This is a genomic window from Desulfopila sp. IMCC35006, from assembly GCF_005116645.1.
In the GTDB taxonomy this organism is placed as follows: domain Bacteria; phylum Desulfobacterota; class Desulfobulbia; order Desulfobulbales; family Desulfocapsaceae; genus Desulforhopalus_A.
In genome coordinates this window covers 481,913-501,566 of record NZ_SWCM01000001.1, presented here as the reverse complement: position 1 = coordinate 501,566, position 19,654 = coordinate 481,913, and the positions used below count along the sequence as shown (strand labels likewise).

General features: G+C 56.3%; 21 protein-coding genes. 7 read left to right on the top strand and 14 right to left on the bottom strand.

The genetic code is table 11. From position 1 onward, the window contains the following. Positions 1-2 precede the first annotated feature (2 nt). The 6 genes from nuoI to FCL47_RS02215 all read left to right on the top strand — a co-directional run bounded on the left by nuoI (position 3) and on the right by FCL47_RS02215 (position 6,206). A complete protein-coding gene (nuoI, locus tag FCL47_RS02240) occupies positions 3-533 on the top strand; it encodes an NADH-quinone oxidoreductase subunit NuoI (RefSeq protein ID WP_136811823.1) in 531 nt (176 codons plus the stop codon). Between the two features lie 67 nt (positions 534-600). Further along, positions 601-1,107, top strand: a complete 507-nt coding sequence (locus FCL47_RS02235) for an NADH-quinone oxidoreductase subunit J (RefSeq protein ID WP_136811822.1) — start codon at positions 601-603, stop codon at positions 1,105-1,107. Then, positions 1,104-1,415: an NADH-quinone oxidoreductase subunit NuoK gene (gene nuoK / locus FCL47_RS02230; RefSeq protein WP_136811821.1), complete on the top strand. Its 312-nt coding sequence runs from the start codon at positions 1,104-1,106 to the stop codon at positions 1,413-1,415. Before FCL47_RS02235 ends, nuoK begins: the two co-directional genes overlap by 4 nt. Then, positions 1,412-3,316, top strand: coding sequence for an NADH-quinone oxidoreductase subunit L (gene nuoL, locus FCL47_RS02225; protein ID WP_136811820.1), 1,905 nt, complete (start codon positions 1,412-1,414; stop codon positions 3,314-3,316). Before nuoK ends, nuoL begins: the two co-directional genes overlap by 4 nt. Next, positions 3,313-4,797, top strand: coding sequence for a NuoM family protein (locus FCL47_RS02220; protein ID WP_136811819.1), 1,485 nt, complete (start codon positions 3,313-3,315; stop codon positions 4,795-4,797). Before nuoL ends, FCL47_RS02220 begins: the two co-directional genes overlap by 4 nt. After that, complete coding sequence (locus tag FCL47_RS02215) at positions 4,797-6,206, top strand: NADH-quinone oxidoreductase subunit N (RefSeq protein ID WP_136812153.1); 1,410 nt, start codon at positions 4,797-4,799, stop codon at positions 6,204-6,206. The genes FCL47_RS02220 and FCL47_RS02215 overlap by 1 nt, the downstream gene beginning before the upstream one ends. 9 nt (positions 6,207-6,215) lie before the next feature. On the opposite strand, the gene FCL47_RS02210 is transcribed toward FCL47_RS02215, so the two are convergent. From FCL47_RS02210 to FCL47_RS02145, 14 genes are all read right to left on the bottom strand, one after another. Beyond that, a complete protein-coding gene (locus FCL47_RS02210) occupies positions 6,216-8,000 on the bottom strand; it encodes a complex I subunit 5 family protein (protein ID WP_136811818.1) in 1,785 nt (594 codons plus the stop codon). Continuing rightward, the gene (locus tag FCL47_RS02205) at positions 7,997-9,496 is read right to left on the bottom strand and encodes a complex I subunit 5 family protein (RefSeq protein WP_136811817.1); all 1,500 of its coding nucleotides are present in this window, start codon (positions 9,494-9,496) and stop codon (positions 7,997-7,999) included. The genes FCL47_RS02210 and FCL47_RS02205 overlap by 4 nt, the downstream gene beginning before the upstream one ends. Next, positions 9,493-10,953, bottom strand: a complete 1,461-nt coding sequence (locus tag FCL47_RS02200; RefSeq protein WP_136811816.1) for a complex I subunit 5 family protein — start codon at positions 10,951-10,953, stop codon at positions 9,493-9,495. Before FCL47_RS02200 ends, FCL47_RS02205 begins: the two co-directional genes overlap by 4 nt. Next, positions 10,953-11,267, bottom strand: a complete 315-nt coding sequence (locus FCL47_RS02195) for a sodium:proton antiporter (RefSeq protein WP_136811815.1) — start codon at positions 11,265-11,267, stop codon at positions 10,953-10,955. The genes FCL47_RS02200 and FCL47_RS02195 overlap by 1 nt, the downstream gene beginning before the upstream one ends. Next, entirely contained in the window at positions 11,264-11,926 is a 663-nt protein-coding gene (locus tag FCL47_RS02190; protein WP_136811814.1) for an MnhB domain-containing protein, read from the bottom strand. Before FCL47_RS02190 ends, FCL47_RS02195 begins: the two co-directional genes overlap by 4 nt. Position 11,927: 1 nt before the next feature. Then, positions 11,928-12,371, bottom strand: a complete 444-nt coding sequence (locus FCL47_RS02185) for a phosphate-starvation-inducible PsiE family protein (RefSeq protein ID WP_136811813.1) — start codon at positions 12,369-12,371, stop codon at positions 11,928-11,930. Continuing rightward, positions 12,364-12,711 carry a DUF4040 domain-containing protein gene (locus FCL47_RS02180; RefSeq protein ID WP_136811812.1) on the bottom strand — a complete coding sequence of 116 codons (348 nt, stop codon included), beginning with the start codon at positions 12,709-12,711 and terminating at the stop codon, positions 12,364-12,366. Before FCL47_RS02180 ends, FCL47_RS02185 begins: the two co-directional genes overlap by 8 nt. Next, the gene (gene mnhG, locus FCL47_RS02175) at positions 12,699-12,998 is read right to left on the bottom strand and encodes a monovalent cation/H(+) antiporter subunit G (RefSeq protein ID WP_136811811.1); all 300 of its coding nucleotides are present in this window, start codon (positions 12,996-12,998) and stop codon (positions 12,699-12,701) included. The genes FCL47_RS02180 and mnhG overlap by 13 nt, the downstream gene beginning before the upstream one ends. Further along, positions 12,985-13,263 carry a monovalent cation/H+ antiporter complex subunit F gene (locus FCL47_RS02170; RefSeq protein WP_370459539.1) on the bottom strand — a complete coding sequence of 93 codons (279 nt, stop codon included), beginning with the start codon at positions 13,261-13,263 and terminating at the stop codon, positions 12,985-12,987. Before FCL47_RS02170 ends, mnhG begins: the two co-directional genes overlap by 14 nt. 6 nt (positions 13,264-13,269) lie before the next feature. After that, a complete protein-coding gene (locus FCL47_RS02165) occupies positions 13,270-14,250 on the bottom strand; it encodes a universal stress protein (protein WP_136811810.1) in 981 nt (326 codons plus the stop codon). Between the two features lies 1 nt (position 14,251). Continuing rightward, positions 14,252-14,761 (bottom strand): Na+/H+ antiporter subunit E, encoded by a 510-nt coding sequence (locus FCL47_RS02160; protein ID WP_136811809.1) that lies wholly within the window; start codon positions 14,759-14,761, stop codon positions 14,252-14,254. A 431-nt stretch (positions 14,762-15,192) separates the two neighbouring features. After that, positions 15,193-16,383 (bottom strand): hypothetical protein, encoded by a 1,191-nt coding sequence (locus FCL47_RS02155; protein WP_136811808.1) that lies wholly within the window; start codon positions 16,381-16,383, stop codon positions 15,193-15,195. Positions 16,384-16,701: 318 nt separating this feature from the next. Continuing rightward, positions 16,702-16,941 carry a hypothetical protein gene (locus tag FCL47_RS02150; protein ID WP_205747176.1) on the bottom strand — a complete coding sequence of 80 codons (240 nt, stop codon included), beginning with the start codon at positions 16,939-16,941 and terminating at the stop codon, positions 16,702-16,704. A 173-nt stretch (positions 16,942-17,114) separates the two neighbouring features. Continuing rightward, positions 17,115-17,729 carry a response regulator gene (locus FCL47_RS02145; protein ID WP_136811807.1) on the bottom strand — a complete coding sequence of 205 codons (615 nt, stop codon included), beginning with the start codon at positions 17,727-17,729 and terminating at the stop codon, positions 17,115-17,117. Between the two features lie 268 nt (positions 17,730-17,997). On the opposite strand from FCL47_RS02145, the gene FCL47_RS02140 reads away from it, so the two are divergent. Then, positions 17,998-19,443: a sigma-54 dependent transcriptional regulator gene (locus tag FCL47_RS02140; protein ID WP_136811806.1), complete on the top strand. Its 1,446-nt coding sequence runs from the start codon at positions 17,998-18,000 to the stop codon at positions 19,441-19,443. Positions 19,444-19,654: the final 211 nt, after the last annotated feature.

The window sequence follows — 19,654 nt, the reverse complement described above, 5'->3', positions numbered from 1 at the left end:
TTATGTCGGTTATCAATGACACCAAGGCGATCCTGGTCGGCATGTGGACGACCTGGAAGCATATTTTCGGCCCCTCCGTCACTGTGCAGTATCCGGAGGAAAAGCGCATTCCTTCGCCGCGCTATCGTGCGAGAATTGTGCTGACCCGCGACCCGGATGGCGGCGAGCGCTGTGTTGCCTGCTACCTTTGTTCGGCAGCCTGTCCGGTCGACTGTATCTCCATGCAGTCGGCGGAACAGGAAAACGGCAGGCGCTATGCCCTCTGGTTCAGGATTAATTTCTCCCGGTGTATTTTTTGCGGCCTCTGTGCCGAGGCCTGCCCGACCATGGCGATCCAGATGACTCCGGACTATGAGATCTGTAACCGGGATATCATGAACCTGCTTTATGAAAAAGAGGATCTGCTTATTGATGGCTGCGGCAAGGCGCCGGACTACAATTTTTATCACCACGCGGGGATAGGGGTGACCCAGCCTCGCGGGGCAGGGGATGAAGAGAGGCCACCGGTAGATGTTCGCAGTTTATTACCATAAGTTTTGGAGCTGCTTCCCATGCGCCGCATGGGAACCATATCGACACTGAGAGTATAGAAAATCAGCTATGGAACAAACCCTTTTCTACATCCTGGCTATCGTCACTGTCATTGCCACCATTCTGGCCATTACCGAGAAACATCCGGTGCATGCCATTATCTATCTGGTGACCTCTTTTTTCGCCCTGGCCGTGGTTTTTTATCTCCTTGCCGCACCGCTGATCGCGGTCTTTGAGGTGATCATCTATGCCGGTGCGGTCATGGTGCTGTTCATGTTCGTCATTATGATGCTCGATCAGGGAAACCCAGAGGAGGCCAGGTGTCCTCTGCTGGTGCATTGCCTGCCGGCCCTGGTGCTGGCGGGGATTATACTCGCGGCACTGCTGCTGCTCCTTTCCGGTCGTTCCACCCCCGTAGCCCCGATTGGAGGCGGTTCGGAGAAACGCCTGCTCGACGTGGCAGATTTTGCCATAACACTGTTCAAGAAGTACGGCGTGGCCATCGAGATCATCTCCATGCAGCTGCTCTTTGCCATTGTCGGGGTGCTCTATCTGGGCAGGAGGCGCAAACCATGATCGTGCCGCTCAGTCATCTGCTTGTTTTTGCCTCGGTTCTCTTCGCCCTCGGAGTCATCTGCGTGCTGATCTGGCGGACGAATGTCATTATGGTGCTGATCGGCATTGAGATTATGCTGAATGCGGCGATGCTGGTCTTCGTTGCCGGCTCTTACCAGTGGGGGAGGGCCGACGGCCAGGTTTTCGCCCTGATGATTATCGCCATGACCTCCGCCGAAGTCTCTCTGGCCCTGGCCATGGTCGTCTATCTGCACCGGCGTAAAAATACGGTTAATGTCGATGAATTCCGGCAATTGAGGGACCGATGAAAACAGCCCTTGCACTGATAATCCTGCTGCCCCTGGTGGGCGGGATCGGCAACATCCTGCTGGGCCGTCTGCTGCCCCGGCGGGTGGTTGAGGTTACGGCCTGTTCGGTTATCTGGCTCAGCTTTATTGCGAGCCTGTTTGCCGCCGGCAACTATAACGGCCCGGCAGTGGTGGAAATGGGGCCATGGCTCTCTTCCTTCACTTTCTCGGCGCCGATAAGCCTCTCTCTCGACTCCCTGTCACTGTCGCTGATCCTGATGATCACCTTTGTCTGCGGCCTGATCCATCTCTATTCCATCGGTTATATGGCAGGGGACCCCGGCTATGTCCGCTTCTTTGCCCTGCTCAATCTGTTTACCGGCGCCATGCTGCTGCTGGTGCTGGCCGAAAATATGCTGCTGCTCTATCTGGGATGGGAAGGGGTCGGCTTTTGTTCCTATGCCCTGATCGGTTTCTGGTACAAAGAGGCGGAAAACGCCACCGCCGGGCGCAAGGCGTTCATCGTCACCCGCATTGGTGATATTGGTCTTGCCATCGCCGTTGTCTGGATGTTTAAGCTCTTTCATACCTTCTCGATCACCCAGTTGAACCAGCTGGGGCCGTCGCACCCCGGCGTCAGCATGGGGCTGATTACTGCCCTGGGACTTTTGCTGCTGCTCGGCGCCATGGGAAAATCGGCCCAGGCCCCGCTGATGGTCTGGCTGCCGGATGCCATGGCCGGGCCAACCCCGGTCTCCGCCCAGATCCATGCGGCAACCATGGTCACAGCCGGGGTGTACCTGCTGATGCGCATGTTTCCATTGATCGGCGGGTCAACCGTGGTCGTCGCGGCAATCGCCGTGACCGGGACCTTCACCGCCTTCTATGGGGCGACCTGCGCCTTGGCCGAGCGGGACTTAAAGCGGATTCTGGCCTATTCCACCATCAGCCAGATCGGGTATATGATGCTGGCCGTGGGCTGCGGAGCCGTTACCGCCGCCACCTTCCATCTGATTATCCATGCCTTCTTCAAGGCCCTGCTGTTTCTCAGTGCCGGCTGTGTTATCAATGCGCTGCATCATGAACAGGATATCTTCCGCATGGGTGGTTTGTATCGCAAACTGCCCTGGGTTTTCTGGCCGTTTCTGGCCGGGAGCCTGTGTCTTGCCGGAGTGCCGCCGACCGGTGGTTTTTTCAGTAAGGAAAGTATCCTGACTGCAGCCTGGGGTAAAGGCGGGATGTTTTATGGCGGGCTCTACCTGGTGGGAACGTTCACTGTTCTGCTGACCGTGATCTATACCCTCAGAATGGTCTTTCTCGTCTTCGGGGATCGTGTGCCCACTCTGGCGAGCAGGCTGGAGGGGGCAAAAGCCTCCGGGCCATCCGTGCACGCGCTGCCCCGCATCATGGAAATTATCCTTATCCCTCTGGCTCTGTTGGCCCTCGTTGGCGGCGCGGCCGGCGGCCTGCTTGAGTACTTCCTGGCATCTCTTAACGGATCAGCCGGCCATGTGCGGCTGGCGACGGAAGAGACTCTCAAAGGTGTCGCCTCCCTTGTGGTGCTGGCCGGTATGGTCATCGCCTGGCTCTATTACGGCTATGGCAGCCAGCACCGTGAAGTACGTATCGCCGGGGCCGAACATCCGCCAACCAGGCTGGTCGCTTTTCTCCAGGCAGGCTGGTATTTTGACCGGTTGTATGACTGGCTCTTTATCCGGCCGTTTACCTGGCTGGCGACCATCCTCTGGCAGCGGGTGGATGAAGGGGTTATCGATGACTCTCTCGACTGGACGGCCGTCCAGTTCGGCCGCACCGGGCAGTTTCTCGGGAGGTGGGGCAGTGGGCGGATCTCCGTCTATATGCTGAGTCTTGTCGCCGGTGCGACACTGATGATCGGCTGGTTTGCCTGGGAGGTCCTATGACAAGCCTTCCCGTGCTGAGCCTGCTCATTGTTTTGCCGCTGGCAGGCGCTTTAGCTCTTATTGCCCTGAGAAAACAGGAAAATGTCGCCAAGTATCTCGCTGTTGGTATTGCAGTGGTCGAGCTGTTTATTGCCTGCTGGACCTGGTCAGCAGCAGGGCAGCAACCGCCGGGTGCGTTGCCGGGTTTTTTCCTGTTCGAGGACTTTTCCTGGATCGACAGTCTCGGCATCCGGTTCACCCTGGGCATGGACGGTATCAGCTTGCTGCTGGTGATTATGACCGCTCTGCTGACGATTATCGCCATGCTGGTATCCTGGCGAACGATCCGGCAGCGCACGGTACTGCACTATATACTGCTGCTCGTTATGGAGAGCAGTATTATCGGCGTATTCCTCGCTCTTGACCTTTTCCTGTTCTACCTCTTCTGGGAGGTGATGCTGATCCCGATGTTCTTCCTGATCGGCATCTACGGCCATGGCCGCAACATCTATTCGGCCATTAAATTCTTTGTCGTCACCCTGGTCGGATCGCTGCTCATGCTGCTGGCGATCATCGGTCTTTACGTGATTCACGGCAGGCAGAGCGGTCTTTATACCTTCGGCCTGAGCGGCCTGCTCGGTACCAGTCTTGATCCGCTGGTCGGCTTATGGCTCTACGGGGCATTTCTCTTGAGTTTTGCCATCAAATTCCCGCTGGTACCCCTGCATACCTGGCTCCCCGATGCCCATACCGATGCGTCGACGGCAGGCAGTATCGATCTGGCCGGTCTGCTGCTCAAAACCGGGGCCTACGGGCTGATTCGTTTTGGCTATCCGCTCTTTCCCGAGGCGGCGCGCACCCTGACACCGCTGCTCACCATCATGGCGGTGGCCGGGATCCTTTACAGTTCCTGGATTGCCTTTGCCCAGAAAGACATGAAGCGCCTGGTCGCTTATTCCAGTATCGGTCACATGGGCTTTATCGCACTCGGTATCGCCGCCTGGACGCCGGTGGCCCTTTCCGGTTCGGTCCTGCAGATGGTCAGCCACGGGGTGACGACCTCGGCCCTTTTTGCTCTGGTCGGCATGCTGGCTTCCCGGGCAAATACCCGAGAAATCAGTGCCTACGGCGGCTTGTGGGGCAAAGTTCCGATACTTGCCTGTTTTTTTATGCTCTTTGCCATGGCCTCGGCCGGGCTGCCCGGGTTGAATAATTTCGTCGGTGAATTCCTCATCCTGACCGGTTCGTACCAGGTCGCGCAGTCGGCAACCATCCTGGCCTTTCTCGGGCTGATCCTGTCGCTTGTCTACACCGTGCGCCTGGTGCAGGAAGTATTGTTCCAGAAAGAACGACAGCCTCTGCCGATGCTTGATGTGACGGGCCGGGAGGCGCTGATTCTAGCTGTTCTGGCCATAGGGGTGTTCTACATTGGCCTTCATCCCGGACCGTTGCTGGATGTACTGCATCTGCCGGTTGCCTTACTGACGGGAGGTACACCATGATGAGCATGGCTGATATACAGATAGCCCTGCCGCTGCTTATTCTGGCGATCGGCGCGCTGATCACCCTGATCTGTGGAGCGATCGGCAGAAAGCAGACAACAGGATACCTCATCGCTGTTATCGCCGCTGTCGGGGCAGGGCTCTGGTCGATGCAGACCCCGCCGGCTCTGCTCGCCCCGGGTCTGGGACTCTCGGCCAGCGGGCTGACGCGCCTCTTCTCCGCCTATTTCTGTTTTATGGCCGCCGCAGTGCTGCTGTTTTCGCACAGTTATAACCGGTATCGCGATATCGCGGGCGAGGAATATCCGGCGACCATCCTGTTTGCCACCTTCGGCATGGTTGCTCTGGCCTCCGCCACCAATCTGCTGCTTCTGTTTCTGGGGCTTGAGGCGATGACCTTCGGGTTTTATATCCTGGCCGCCATCGACCGGGAACAGGATGTCTCCAGCGAAGCGGGTCTGAAATACCTGCTGATGGGGGCCCTGAGCGCGGCTTTTCTGGCCTTTGGTATAGGACTGCTGTACTGTGTGCGCGGCTCTTTAGGTATCAGCGAGATCATGCAGACCACCCTGGCGGCAACCGTACGCGATCCAATTGCCCTGGCCGGCTGGGGGTGCCTGCTTATCGGTATGGCCTTCAAGCTGTCGCTGGTTCCGGCCCACCTCTGGACACCTGACGTCTATGAGGCCGCACCGCCGCCGGTCGTGGCCTTTTTATCCGGCGGTTCCAAGGCTGCCGCGGTTCTGCTTATGGTCGTCCTGCTGGTGCACGTGGCCGAACTTGGCACCCTGCGGGTACCGTTGTTTGGTCTGGCGCTGTTGTCCATGCTGGTGGGTAATATGGCTGCATTGCGACAAAACCGGGTGCGCCGCATGCTTGCGTACTCCTCCATTGCCCAGATGGGTTATGGCGTGGTCGCGCTTGTCAGCATTCAGGGGCACGGCCTGCAGGCGGCTGCTTTTTATGCCATCGGCTACGGTATTATGAGCCTTGCCGCCTTTGGCGCCATCGGGGTGCTGGAGGCAAACGGCTGTGGAGCCGAACTTGACGATTATCGCGGCCGCGGCTTTACGCAGCCGGTGGCCTCGGGTGCACTGGCCATCTCCCTGTTCGCCCTGGCAGGCATTCCGCCGACAGTCGGTTTTACCGGCAAATTCCTTATCTTTGCCGCGGCCATCCGCACCGGGGAAAACGCACTGGCCATACTCGGTATTCTCACCGCGGCGGTGTCGATCTATTATTACCTGCGGCTGGTCGCTGCCCTGTACCTGCAGCGAGGGGCTGCCGAGCAAACGGAGAGCATCAGCATCAATGATACGGTGCTGCTGGCGCTCTCCTGTGTCCTGATCATTTTACTGGGTATTTTCCCAGCACAACTGCTGGACTTTCTGAAAATCCAGCTTCTCTGAACGTTCGACCTATGCAATGATTGCCAGCGCGGCGGCAAGCAGCCCCAGCAGCACCAGAATCACCAGCGCCGTGGGCCAATGACTGAGACTGGATTCAATTGTTGCCAGTAGCCCCTGCCAGTGCATGTTGGACCAGGTTTTTTTCAGTGAGGACAGCAGCACTTCACGTCTCGTGGGTAATCTTTCTTCAGCCAAACGGCAAACGTGGGTGAGGGCGGGCGTCATCCAGCGGCTCATGGGCACCAGTATATCACCCGGCGGGATTTGTGGCATGAGATATCGGGTGGAGAGCTGTCCATCAACTCTCTCCCTCGATCGGACCAGCCGCGCTCTCCAACCGACTGCGGCAATTGCCAGCACTGCGCCAAGCAACACCGGCCAGAGGCTGGCGGTGAAGGCGGCATGGATCCAACGTTCCGGCGTCTCCGGCACGAACCACCAAGGCAGCACCGCAACTGCCGTGACCAGCAATGCCCATGGCCATACCAACCCTCGCGCCGAATGATTTCCCGAGTCCCCTGTTCTGGGCTGATGCAGTAGAATCAGACAGCGTCCGACCAGTAATGCTGTGGCCACGCCGCTTGCGGGCAGAAGCGTCTGCAGCACCAAAACCCAGGTGTCCGGTGCGTTGCCAATCTGCGCTTTCAGTAAAAACTTCGCCGCCATGCCGCTCGTCAACGGTGCACCGGCAAGGGCAAGCGCCGGCAGCCACATGGCAAGCCACACCCGGCGCCGTTTTGCACCGCTGCAGGCGCGGATGACGCCGACACCGAGAAACAGAGCCCCTTTGCTGAGACCATGATGCAGGGCGTACAGGGTGATGACCGGCAGGATTACCGGGTAGGCTGCCGGGGACATAAGCCCTAACCCCACGGCCATAGTCAGGATCCCCATCTGGCTGATGCTGGAATAGGCCAACAGCGTCTTGGGATCCCGCTGTGTTAGTCCGACCAATACCCCATAAAAAGCCGCAGCCAGCCCCAGGGTGATGTACGCCTCGCCCCACTGGAGCAGCATCACCTCGCCAAGCGGTAATAATTGCAGCCAGCCCAACAGGCCAGCCTTAATCATGGCTCCCGACAACACGGCGCTGGCTGGGGTCGGAGCGACCGGATGGGCAAGCGGCAGCCACATGTGCAGTCCGAGCACCCCGGCCTTGATGCCGAAGCCGATAAGCGCCAGGAGCATTATCAGGTCTCGCGATTCGGCCTGCGCCAGTCCCTGACGCACGAGATGGAACTCTGTCGATTTCGTCGCGGTGGTCGCCAGCACCAGGGCGGAAAAGAGCGCCACCTCGCCAATGACTACCAGTATAATATAGATCCGACCGGCGTGCAGTGACAGGGAACTACGTTCATGCACCACCAGGCCGTAGGAGGCAAAACTCATCAGTGTGAAAAAAAGATAAAAACTTGTCAGATCCTGGGCCAGGATAAGGCCTATGTTTCCTGTCATGGACAACAGGAAATAGACAAAGAAACGATGGATTCCCTGCTGACCGGAAAAGTAAGCCCGTGCGTATATGCCGGACAGCAACCACAGCAGGGCGGTGAACAGCAGGAACAGGCGAGCGGTGTCGTTCACCAGGGCCAGCCTGGTGCCGAGAAGCAGCCAGGGCAGAGACAGTGACAGGTTTGAGGGTGCTAACACGGCCAGCAGAAGCGCAGGGAGCGGCACCCAGGGTGCCAGCCGCGCGACAGTCGAGCGCGCTGCATTGGGCGCCATTGCCACGGCCAGGACCAGAGGGCAGAGCACAGTCAGCGGCAAAATCAAAGAGATAAGTGCTTCTTTCATGGCAGATAGAACTCCCGCGCTGCAATGAGCTTTGCCCAATTCAGGGGACTGAAAGGCATTGCGGCCAGCAATCCAGCACCCAGGGCCATGACAGCAGTCGCAAGTGGAGGAAGCAGCAGCGCCCAGGCAGTCTCCCGGAGGCCAAAATGATGTTCCTTGGGCCAGCAGACTGGGGGCTCGCGAAACCAGACAGCATGCAGCACCGGCAGGAAATAGGACGCGGTAAGCAGACTGCTGCCCGCCAGAACGAAGATAACCCAGCCCTGGCCGGCCTCCAGTGCGCCCAGGCCCAGATACCACTTACTGATGAATCCGGCAACCGGCGGCGCACCGATCATCCCGAAGGCCCCGACGGTGAACGCCGCCATGGTCCAGGGCATACGCCGGCCTACCCCATTCATCTCGCTGATTTTGTGAACTCCCAGCGTCTCGGCCAGATTGCCGGCGCACAAAAACAGGGTGATTTTCATGAAGCCCTGGTGGACCAGGTGGACCATCCCACCGATGGTAGCAACAGGTCCAACGATGGCGACGCCCAAGGTGATGTACGAGACCTGACTGACCGTGGAAAACGCCAGCATACGCTTAAGGTCATCCTGAAACAAGGCCCGCAGAGACCCGTAGATGATAGTGGTCGCCGCCAGCCACGCCAGGGGGGCGGTAACCCCCAGGCCCGCGGCAAATTCAACCCCGAACACCTCATAGACGATGCGTACGATACCAAAGGCACCGGCTTTCACCACGGCCACCGCATGCAATAATGCGCTGACCGGTGCCGGGGCGACCATGGCCTGCGGCAGCCAGCCGTGCAGCGGCACCAGCGCCGCCTTCACGCCCAGCCCGGCGATCAGCAAGGCGAAAATTGCTCGCAGGGCTGGACGATGTTCTTCCCCCATGCCGTTAAGAAGTCCCCTCGGTGTAAATTCCAGTGTGCCCGTCAGGGTATAGAGCCATACCGTTCCAAGTAGCAGCAGGGCCCCGCCGAAAATGGTGTAGACGAGGTAAGACCGACCGGCACGACGAGCCACTTCCGTGCCGTGATGCATGATAAGCGGATAGGTGGCCAGGGTCAGCAGTTCGTAGAACAACAGGAAGGTGATCAGATTGCCGGCGAGGGACACGCCGGCGGTAGAAGTGACGCACAGGCTGAAAAAGCCAAAGAAACGGCTGCGATGGGGCGAGCCTTTCAGATAGCCGATGGCATAGACGGTGGTCACCAGCCAGAGCACCGCAGAGAGGGTGATAAAGAGCAGCGACAGCGTATCGGCAAGCAATACCAGCTCGAGATCTGGCAATAGTGCGAGTCGTGCTTCATAGCGATGTCCGAGGTATACCCCCCACAGCATCCAGCCTACCAGTACGAGGTTCAACAGGGCCCCCGTCAGGTTGAGGCCGGTGCGCAGGCGTACGCTATTCTCGGCCAGACTGAAGATGATCAGACCCGGCAGCAGGGAGCTGGCAATGACCAGAATGGGCACCCACGGATCCAGGTTCACGGCCTGACCTCCATTATGCCAAAAGGGCTGCCGATGTCCACTAGCGACAACACCGAAGGCGCCAGAAAACCCAGCAGGATCGCGCCAGAGGCGAGCAACAGCGCCGACCATTCCATCCTTGCCGAGACAAATTGAGGTTCGTGCGACACGCTGGCCGCAGTGAAAGCGTACCCCAGTACCTTGAACACATAGGCTGCTGCCAGCAAGCCGCCAAGGATCATAACCGCCGCCAGATCCCAGCGGCCCTGGATCACTGCAGCCTCAAGCAGCAGCCATTTGCCGATAAAACCGCCGCTTGGCGGCAGTCCCATGATACTTACCCCTGCCAGCGCAAAGGCTCCCGCAGTCAGTGGTAGGCGTTGCACGACCCGATCCATGTCAATGATACGGTCATGACCGCCAAAGTGCAGAAGATTGCCGGCCGCCAGAAACATGGCTGCCTTGGCCAGGGCGTGAGATATTGCCAGGTATGCGGTCGCACCCCATACGCTTGCCGCAGCTCCTGCGGCAAGCGGGAACGCAATAAACAGGTAGCCGATCTGAGCGACGGTGGAATACGCCACCAGCAGTTTCAGCCGGGGCTGCCGCAAGGCCTGAATGGAGCCCCAGATTATGGCCGCGGCCCCGAGCAGGCCAAACAGCTCATCGACCTCCCCGGCAAGAGAGTTGAAGATCGTGAGCCACAAACGCAGCAGGATATAAAATGAGGCTTTTACCACCAGCGCCGAGAGCAGCGCACTGACAGGAGCCGGCGCACTGGCATGGGCAGGGGGAAGCCAGAAATGCAGGGGGAACAGCGCTGTCTTGAGCAGCAGTCCGGCCCCCATCAGCCCCAGCGCAGCCCAGACCACGGCAGAGGACTCTACCCGCACGGCAAGGATTGCAATGTCCGCACTGCCGAAACCGTGATAGAGCAGCGCAACGCCGAAAAGGTAGGCAAGCGATCCCAGGAGCGTCGTCAGGAGATAGCGCATGGCCCCGCTCAGGGCGTCTCTCCCGCCAGGCATAGCGGCCAGGGCGACCGCCGCCAAGCCGATCAACTCCAGGGTAACGTAGAGGTTGAAAATATCGGCGGCAAGAAAGAGGGCATTCAGGGCGGCGAGAAGAAACAGCCACAGCGGCCAGAACCTGACCATATCTTCGCCATGGAAATAAGCCAATGAATAAACGGTGATGCCAAGCCCAACCAGGGCGGTTGTTGCGAGCATCAACAGGCTCAGGCCATCTGCCGTCAGATCAATACCGAGCGGCGCACCCCAGCCGCCAACGGCATGATGGTAGACGCCATGAGCGAGGAGCTGGCAACCCAGACCTGCGACAGACAGGGATACGGCGATAGCTGTCACGGCTCCGGCTAATTTAGCCATCCCCGGCCAGAGGAAACAGATCATCCCTCCCGTCAGCGGCAGCAGGATCAGGACGACAGCCCAGGGAATATCCCCGAATACCCCGACCATCAGTGCGGATCCCGTTCATCGCTCTGCAGCTCGGCACGGCCGGTTGCTGCGGTCAGCTTCACCATCAAGGTGAGGGCCAGCGCTGTGGCTGAGAAGGCAACCACGATGCCGGTGATGACCATGGCATGGGGCACGGCATCAGGCTGAGCCTCTCCGGTACGTCGTGCCAGCGCCACCAGTACCAGAAAGACCCCGCATCCCATCACGTTAAGGGCGAGGATCTTGCGCAGCAGATGCGCATGGACGATCAGGGCGTACAAACCCAAAAAGAAAAGCCCCACCCCCACCAGGGCGTAAAAGAACGCAGTGTTCATGTTTGATCCTTATTGCCGGGATGCTGTTTGTCCAGAAACAGGGCGGTCAGGGTTACCCCTATAGAGACCGTGGCCGCTGTCTCCAAAATCAGAATAAGGATACCGGCCTGGGCCGGGGGATACTGCAGCAGCCGGCCCGCAATCAGCAGGGTGCATCCCGACATGGCCAGGAAGGCGACAGGGCCTGCCGCCAAAGCAAGCCGCAATGGCAGTGGTGCGAGGCCGAGGTGGCAGCGCCAGCCGGACAATAGCGACAGTACTCCTGCTGCACCAAGCACGGCACCCGCCTGGAAAGCACCGCCGGGTGCGTGGGCGCCAACCCACAGCAGATACGCAGCGGCCAGAATCAGCACCGGTACCAGGAAACGAACCATGGTGTCCAGCACGAGGTCCGATGCCGCCTCGCGGCGTAAAGACAGACCGCCAAGCGACCAGACGCCGAGCAGGGCCAGCAATAACACAAACATCTCCAGCAGGGTGTCGTATCCCCGGAAATTGAGCAGCACTGCCGTCACCGGATTGCTTACTCCGCTCACCTCCATCTTGTCGGCAACCAGGTGTTGGAGGCCCTGGGCGTGCTCAGGCAGCGACAGTACGGAATAACCGAGACCCATTGCAGGTGTCAGCAGCAGCGGCAGCAGCCAGCGATTTCTCTCCATCTCACCTCCCCGGGGTATCGATTTTTCGCCGGGCTCGCCGAAATTCGAGATCCCTTGCGGAAACAACGAAGAACCCTGCGACAAGGGCAAGAATAATGACACCGATGCCGATGAGTGTCAGGCCACAATATTTTTCAGGCTCCAAAATTATAATCTTACGCCCAAGGGCAATGAGGGCCACGGCAAAGATCACTCTCAGCTCGACCCTGCCTTCGACGTAATAAGCCTTTATCGTTTCCAGTAATTCGAGACCAATGAGCACCAGGAGAAACAACCCGAATATTTCCAGTAGATCCCCGATGTCGAGAATGAATAACGGTGGCTTCAAAATATCCCGAATCAAAAGCCAGACGAGATCAATCAGTGCCAGCACGATCACCACAGCCAGCAGCACAACTAAAGCTGCAGTCACGATCCGTTCGAATTTCTTCAGGAAATCAATCATCTCCCCTCTTTATTCTGGTGGATTCGTCATCATCTGGAGCGTAGTCAATGGGGGGATGGCCAGCATCGATGCCAGGTGCAGCGATACTGGTATCCTTGAGTCTGGCCAGGGCGGTCAGCAGCAGGGCTCCAGTCAACCCGGCGCCAACAGCCGCCTCGGCCAGGGCGACATCGGGGGCGTCCAGACGTGCCCATGCCAGGGCCATCAGCAAGCCAAAGGAGATAAACAGTACAATAGACCGGAACAGATCTGTGCTGGCCAGCGCTTGCCACCCCAGCCACAACAAGCCCAATCCGAGCAGGGCATCGAATATCCATTGCAACGGGATTAACGCCTCCACAGATCAATGCCTCTCTGCAGCGCCCCCCGGGAGACCAGGTGGGCAATACTGGCTCCGGCGAGCAAAACAAGTATCCAGATCAGCACCAGCTTGCCGACTGCGGACCAGGACTTCGCCTGTACTGCCAGCCCCATTACCATGAGACCTAAGCCTACGTTGTCTGCCTTGGTCAGGGCGTGAAGCCGGGTATAGACATCAGGAAAACGCAATAGACCGACAGTTCCTGCCAGAAAAAAGAAGGCTCCGGCGATAAGCAGCGCGGCGGACAGGTAATCAATCAGCGTCATGGTCTGTCTCCCTGTTCGGCCAGGCAATCCGCACGAAAGCCACCGCCGTTACTGCGGCGAGCAGGGCGAACACCAGCGCCACATCGCGCAGCGCTGGAATGCCATAGGCCTGCGCCAGCAGCAGCAGTATCGCTACTGCAGTGGTACCGAATAACTGCGCTGCCAGCATGCGATCAGCGTTGGTTGGGCCGTGAACCACACGCCACATCCCGGCGCCGAGGTTCAGCAGCAAAAACACCGCCAATGTCAGATAAAGAGGCTGCACGTTTGCTCAATCCTCCAGCGTGACCGGCGTGACGAAGCCGGGTGGCTTGATCGCGAGCACAGAACAATCGATCTGGGTAAGAATCATTTCGGCTGTATTGCCCACGATAAATCCGGGAACGCCGGTCCGGGCCACTGTCCCCATGACAACGAGATCAGCCCCAATACGTTGAGCCAGCGCCGGAATTTCTTTGCGTGCCGTTCCCTTCACCAGGTGCGTTTGCGGTTTGAGGTAATCTATCGTTTCCTGACCAAGTTTCCTGGTCACTTCACTGATCAGGGCATCCAGACTGGCTGCGTGCTGACACCGTACCTTTTCAACGTATGCACTAATCTGTTCTTCCGGGGTACGCATAAAAGCGCCCCGCATGGTGCTTTCGCCGGCAGCGTGCCATGCATGGCCGATATGCAGCTCGGCAAAGTCGGAGAGTGCCAGGGAACCGGCCATCTCCAGGATCTGCCGATTCAAGGCATGGCGTGATTTCAGCTCTGCCGGTGGATATGCATCATTTACATCGACAGCAGCCAGGATAATCCGGTAGGATTTCGGCGGGGTTGGTTTGATGATCCATACCGGACAGGGGCATTTGCGCAGCAAATGCATATCTGCACTGCTGAACAGCCGGTCCAGCCAGTTCTGGATTTCGGGAGGCTTGATCACCAGGTCGTGTCCGTTGCGCAGCACCTCGCGGATGATTGCCAGAAAAGGTGTGCCATGCAGCACTTTGGTTTGGATCTGAATCCGAGCACGGTAAGGATTGATCAAGGTTTGCAGGCCCTCCGTTTTGGCCCGGAGCATCGCGGCCCGCAGATCGGCAGCGAGGGGGCCTGCCTCCGGTATTTCAATGCCGGTGCTGTAACTCTCGACTACATCAACAACCGTCAGGTTGGCCTGATTGTTCTCCGCCAGCATGACCGCGCGTTCCATGGCCGGTTCACATGTCTGCCCGGTTTCGACCACGAAGAGAATATCCTTGAATTGTTTCATATTACCTGCCTCCTTCAGAAACCTTCAGGGATGCGTCGAACATCCTGGCCACTCTTTGTTCCACCTCTTCAAGTTCTGCCAGAAAATTACCCTGACTGTCCAGCACGTGTATTTTGAGAACATCTTGATCGAGTTCGGTGCTCAATGTGCCTGGCAGCAGACTGATAGAATTGGCCATGAACACCTGCGGCATTCCCGTCGGCAGTCGATGCGTATATTCAATGAGAACGGGAGACATGGGCATGGCCGGATGAAAGACGCGCCATGCCACATCTATGCCACCAAGCAGGGAACGCAAGAGGAAGAAGGGCACGAACTTTAGAAACTCATACCAGACAAAAGACCCGGGTGGCAAGAGTATCGTGCTGGTCGCAACCGCCAGCAAAATAGCCGGTCCGCCGATCCACCAGGATGATGCCACCCCATCAGTGAGAATCCACCAGAGGACGAAGAACAGCCCTCCCCGCGATATGATGAGTGGCCAGTTATTTTTTCCTTTGACCGATATCATTCGTCATCTCCCCGCTCATTGAATGAGGCGCTCATGGCGAGCCTGGAACAGAATTTGGCCAAAAAAACAGTGGTAAGCAATTCTAGATTTTTATAATTGCCGAAGGCATGCCTCTTCAGTTCTTTTTTAGGTTATGCTATGCAACTTGTATCAAATAATTATTGCATTGGTCACAATTGTCAATGTGATTACCACTTAACCCTACGCTATATGGGGATATGAGGTGACCTTTTCACGGGTGTTCCGCAGCCTGGATGGCTGCGGTCAAGCCCCCAGGGATGGGTTTATGGCGTCCCGTGAAAAGGTCGCCTCATATCCCAGTGGATCTTCTGAGCTGGACTTGAGCGATAATCACAAATGTCAATGCACTTGCCTGTTTCAGCCAGTCTTGACGCAGAGACTCTTCTCTTTTTGGGTGAGAGCAAGTAAATTCAGGCGGAACCAAGTATTCCAAGCAAACCGTGGGCAGCGCTATCAACCCTGTTGTCGTCGTTTTCTTTTTTGCCAGGGTACGGCGAAGTGAGAAGGCCGGCAACAGGCTGGCCCGGCAGCAGGTAAAAAGTGATGCTGGTTCGGCCATCCTGTGCGGCAGGAAACGAGTCATAGAGCATGGTTTCCCACTGGTCGGCCCAGTCGGTGCCGTAGGGCAGCAGGGAATCAGGTGAATCCGGCATGTACGGCACGGTTGCGGTAATTCGGGCAAAGTCGGCGGCCAGGCCCCGGTGAATGAACGCCGTCGCCTGGTGAAAGGCTTCGATCCGCTCAACCACATATTTACCGCTTGCCGAAATAGCGGCGGGAAGGGCAAGCTTTAAGAGAGGGACAGCATGTTTTCCGCTGGCCGACGTGTATCTCTGCAGAATCTGCTCGGCGGCAGTCCGTGTCGAGGCTAACCAGAGGCTTACCGCTGGCAGCGGCTGCAGGTGCATGAGATAGGCCCAGGCATTGAAACGCATCTGCATATTGTTCTCATGAGGCTTATGCCGCTGGTTCGTAAATTTTTCCATCTCCTGCAACAGATATTCTGCATCCGAGCCGTCCTCTTTTTTCAAGGAACGAAGGGCCTCAAGTTCTTCCGCATTGAAATAAGAGGTCTCCTCCTGCAGATCGTCCTCTTCCCTCTCGAGTATTTCGGCAATACTCAGAATAAGGCGAGACTGCCACAGCTCCAGCTGCCCTTCGATGTCTTTGCCCGCTATCCCATGTTCTTTCAGCAAAGAGGCGACAAGTGCATGGTCTTCTCTGGGGCGATTTGCATTGTCCGGTACAGCGCCCGCGCCGGTGATCAGCCCGTTGAGCTGGTCGACGTAATACTCTCTGCGGGTTTTGATATCGTCGAGCAAACGCAAAAATTGTGTTCGGTTGACACCAAGCGGGGCAGGGGTGTGTGCCCGCCATAAATCTCGTTGGTAGAAATGAGTTGCTTCCTCATTGTGCTTTGCGTCGGGTCCAGGTTCCACCGGCTGCAGAAAGTGCAGGGGAGAGCAAAACAGCAGCAACGGAAAATATCTCTCTTGAAAAAGCTCCGTATCGGGAAAAATAAGCGTATCAAATGAATTCATATGCATCACGGGTAAGAGTTTTATCCTGTCGGGCCGGCCGAGGCTGAGATATCCATGCATGGTGACCGCCTTGCAGGCGATGACGAGGCGATATGAATGGTTGTACCGGGATGAACGGCGCTCTATTGTTCTTTGTGATTACCACTAAATTTCAGCCATATGGGGGGATATGAGGTGCCCTTTACTCGGGACGCCATAAACCCATCCCTGGGGGCTTGACCGCAGCCATCCAGGCTGCGGAACACCCGTGCAAAGGGCACCTCATATCCCTCTGGACCTTCTAAGCTGAACTTTAGAGGTAACCACCTTGTTCTTTGTGCCGGGATGTTTCCTTTGCCGCAGGGGGTGTCTTCATACAGACACGGGAACAATAGATACCTATTCATCTTTATCTTTTTTGAGAGAATCAATCAACGGAATAAGAAAGAGCAGGCATGCTACCAGGAAAATAACACTTCCGGCAAGGCTCAGCGGCTTCCAGTTGATGATGCTCTCGATCATGAAGAGCAAGGCGCAGATGATAAAAAGAATCCAGCCGTAGAGGTGATAGAGTTTTGTTTTGCCCCTCTTGACTCTGTGTTGTATGGGGTGCTCGTTTGCTTCTTTCCTGTTGCTCAAAGTTCACCCTTATGGTTGAGGCAGGCGCTGGAACAAGACTTGCTGCAGAGTCGGGATTATCAAAAAATTACCGCCACGAGGCGGCTGACTGGAGGCGATATCTTCTCTCAATCGGTCACCATCCGTTACGAACCGGCCTGCCGTGCGTTTCCCTCTGCCCGGCGAGCAGCGCATTATCTTGTAACATAAAAATTTTTTCCAATACTCCGCTGGCAATCCGGACAGGTGGCCCTGGTTGTTTTTATGTTGGAAGATTGTCGGACATATTCTTCAAGATCCACCCAGCGATTGTCTTCATGATAGATTTTTTTACAACCGATACAAATGGGCAGGAGACTTTCCAGGGAGTCTATCTTTTCCAGGGCGAGGATGAGATCGCTCAGCACATCGTATTTTTCCTGGATGATTTTTTTTCGCTCCATTGCATAACGTATCGATTTTAAAAGCAAGGCAGACGAGAGAAAATTCTTTTCGATATAATCCTCGGTCCCGTAACTGACCGCCTGTTGCGCAAGAGCCTCATCTTCGGGGTTGGACAGGACAATAACCGGCGTCTCCCTGAATTTCGTGATCACCCTGCGGGCGGTATCAAGCCCGGACGAATCCGGCAGTTCAAGGTCAAGCAGGATCACGTCAAAGTGGTCACGGGCAAGAAGAGAAAGCCCCTCCTTCAGGGTCTCCGCTTCTCTCAGATCAAAATGAACAGGAGGGGGGGGCGAGAGATATTTCCGGATAAGCATTCTCTCCTCCGGCCTGCCCTCAACTAAAAGTATTGCAATATTGTTCATCTATCTTTTATTCTGTCTGATGAGCCATTGGTCCCGACAACTTTTTACTATCACAATTGCAAATACCATACCGGGAAGTGAGCCAGACGGCTTCAACTGGCTGCGGATCGTCTCTATTTTCTTTCTGTCCTTTTTTAAAAAAAGAATTATCCTGTTTCTAGTAGTTGCAACCCGATAATTGGAAAATGATTGTGCTCCATAAGAATATTACGAGAATGTAACTGACCAGGAAAGGCATATACAACTGACGTCCTCTGGGAAGGTAACAATGTCGGATTCTGATGCCACTATTCTGATAATCGACAGGGACCCTAAAATATTCGATGTATTGTCGAAATGCATGGATACGCCAACGGTGCACTTTGATTTCGCATCGAGCCTGGGTGAAGGACTGCAAAAAAGTCGAAGCGACAGCTATCAGGTGATACTGATGCGGGATTCTCTGCAGGACGGCGATGCCTGCTATGTCGTCGAGGATTTTCAGTTCGATGCGGGTGCGGCGGAAATAATTGTTTTTACCACTGCCGGAGATATGGATCAGGCGGAGATTGCAATTAAAAGTGGTGTGTGGGAGTATCTCATAGACCCTGATCCGGAAAAAGCGCTGCCTGAACTTCTCCATCGAGCCCTGCAATACAGACTGTCAAAAAATGATGTTCCGCACCGCAAGCAGGATGAATTCCGTGATCGGCTTAAACATCATGGTATCATCGGCCGAAGCGCTCCGATCCAGAAATGCATTAATTTTGTGGCCAGAATAGCACCGTCCGATGCCAACGTTCTGATATCCGGCGAGACAGGGACCGGCAAGGATCTTTTCGCCGCGCTCATCCATCGGCTGAGTTCGCGCGCCGCTCAAAAGATGACCATTGTTGATTGTGCTGCTCTTCCCTCGACCCTGGTGGAGAGTATCCTTTTCGGCTATGACAAAGGATCTTTCACCGGAGCCGATAAAAAACAGCCGGGGCTTGTCAAGCAGGCAGACGGCGGTACGCTTTTTCTCGATGAAGTGGCCGAGATGCCGCTGGAGACCCAAAAAAAATTCCTCCGTGTTATTCAGGAAAGAAAATATCGTCCTGTCGGCGGGAATGTTGAAACAACCAGTGATTTCAGGTTGATATCAGCGACCAACAAGAATCTTCCGGCCATGGTAGAGGCTGGGACTTTTCGGGAAGATCTTTTTTTCCGCCTTAAAACCTTCCATCTCGAACTGCCGCCATTACGAAGCAGAGCCACGGATATCACCGAACTCGTCTATTATTATCGAGATACTTACTGCCGGCACCACCAGCTGCCAAAGAAAAATTTATCGCCTGATTTTGCCATGCTCCTGGGCCAGTACGATTGGCCGGGAAACGTTAGGGAACTGTTTCAAACCATCGAATGTTCCATTGCCAGCGCCCAGGACAGTGCTATTCTTTATGCTAAACACCTGCCGCTCAATATCAGGATCGAGATTACCAGGAAAAAAATAGCGGCAATGACTGAAGAAGATTCGGTTCATGGACTGGACGGCCCGGTTTGCCGGGCGACCCAGGACATGCCGACGCTGAAAACAGCCCGGGACAAGGCTATTGCCGATCAGGAAAAAAAATATCTGCGTCAGCTCCTGGCCGTTTCGAAAGGAAATATCCAGAGAAGTTGCGAAGTTTCCGGTCTTTCGCGCTCCAGGTTATATGATCTGCTCAAGAAATATCAGCTCGTCCATAAATGACGGTGTCGTGGAAGCACGATTCTTTTGTTGCAGCCCTCTCCATCCTGTTTCAATGGACGAATCCTGTCTGCCGGGACAAAATGTTCGGATGAATCGCGATCCACATAACGTTCAGTCAGGCTGGCTGGAGGTACCTTTTGAGACACTGCATATCGAGGAAAGCGAGGTGTTTCAGGTGCATGGGCTTCTGGTGGATAATTTTTTTCTCTTA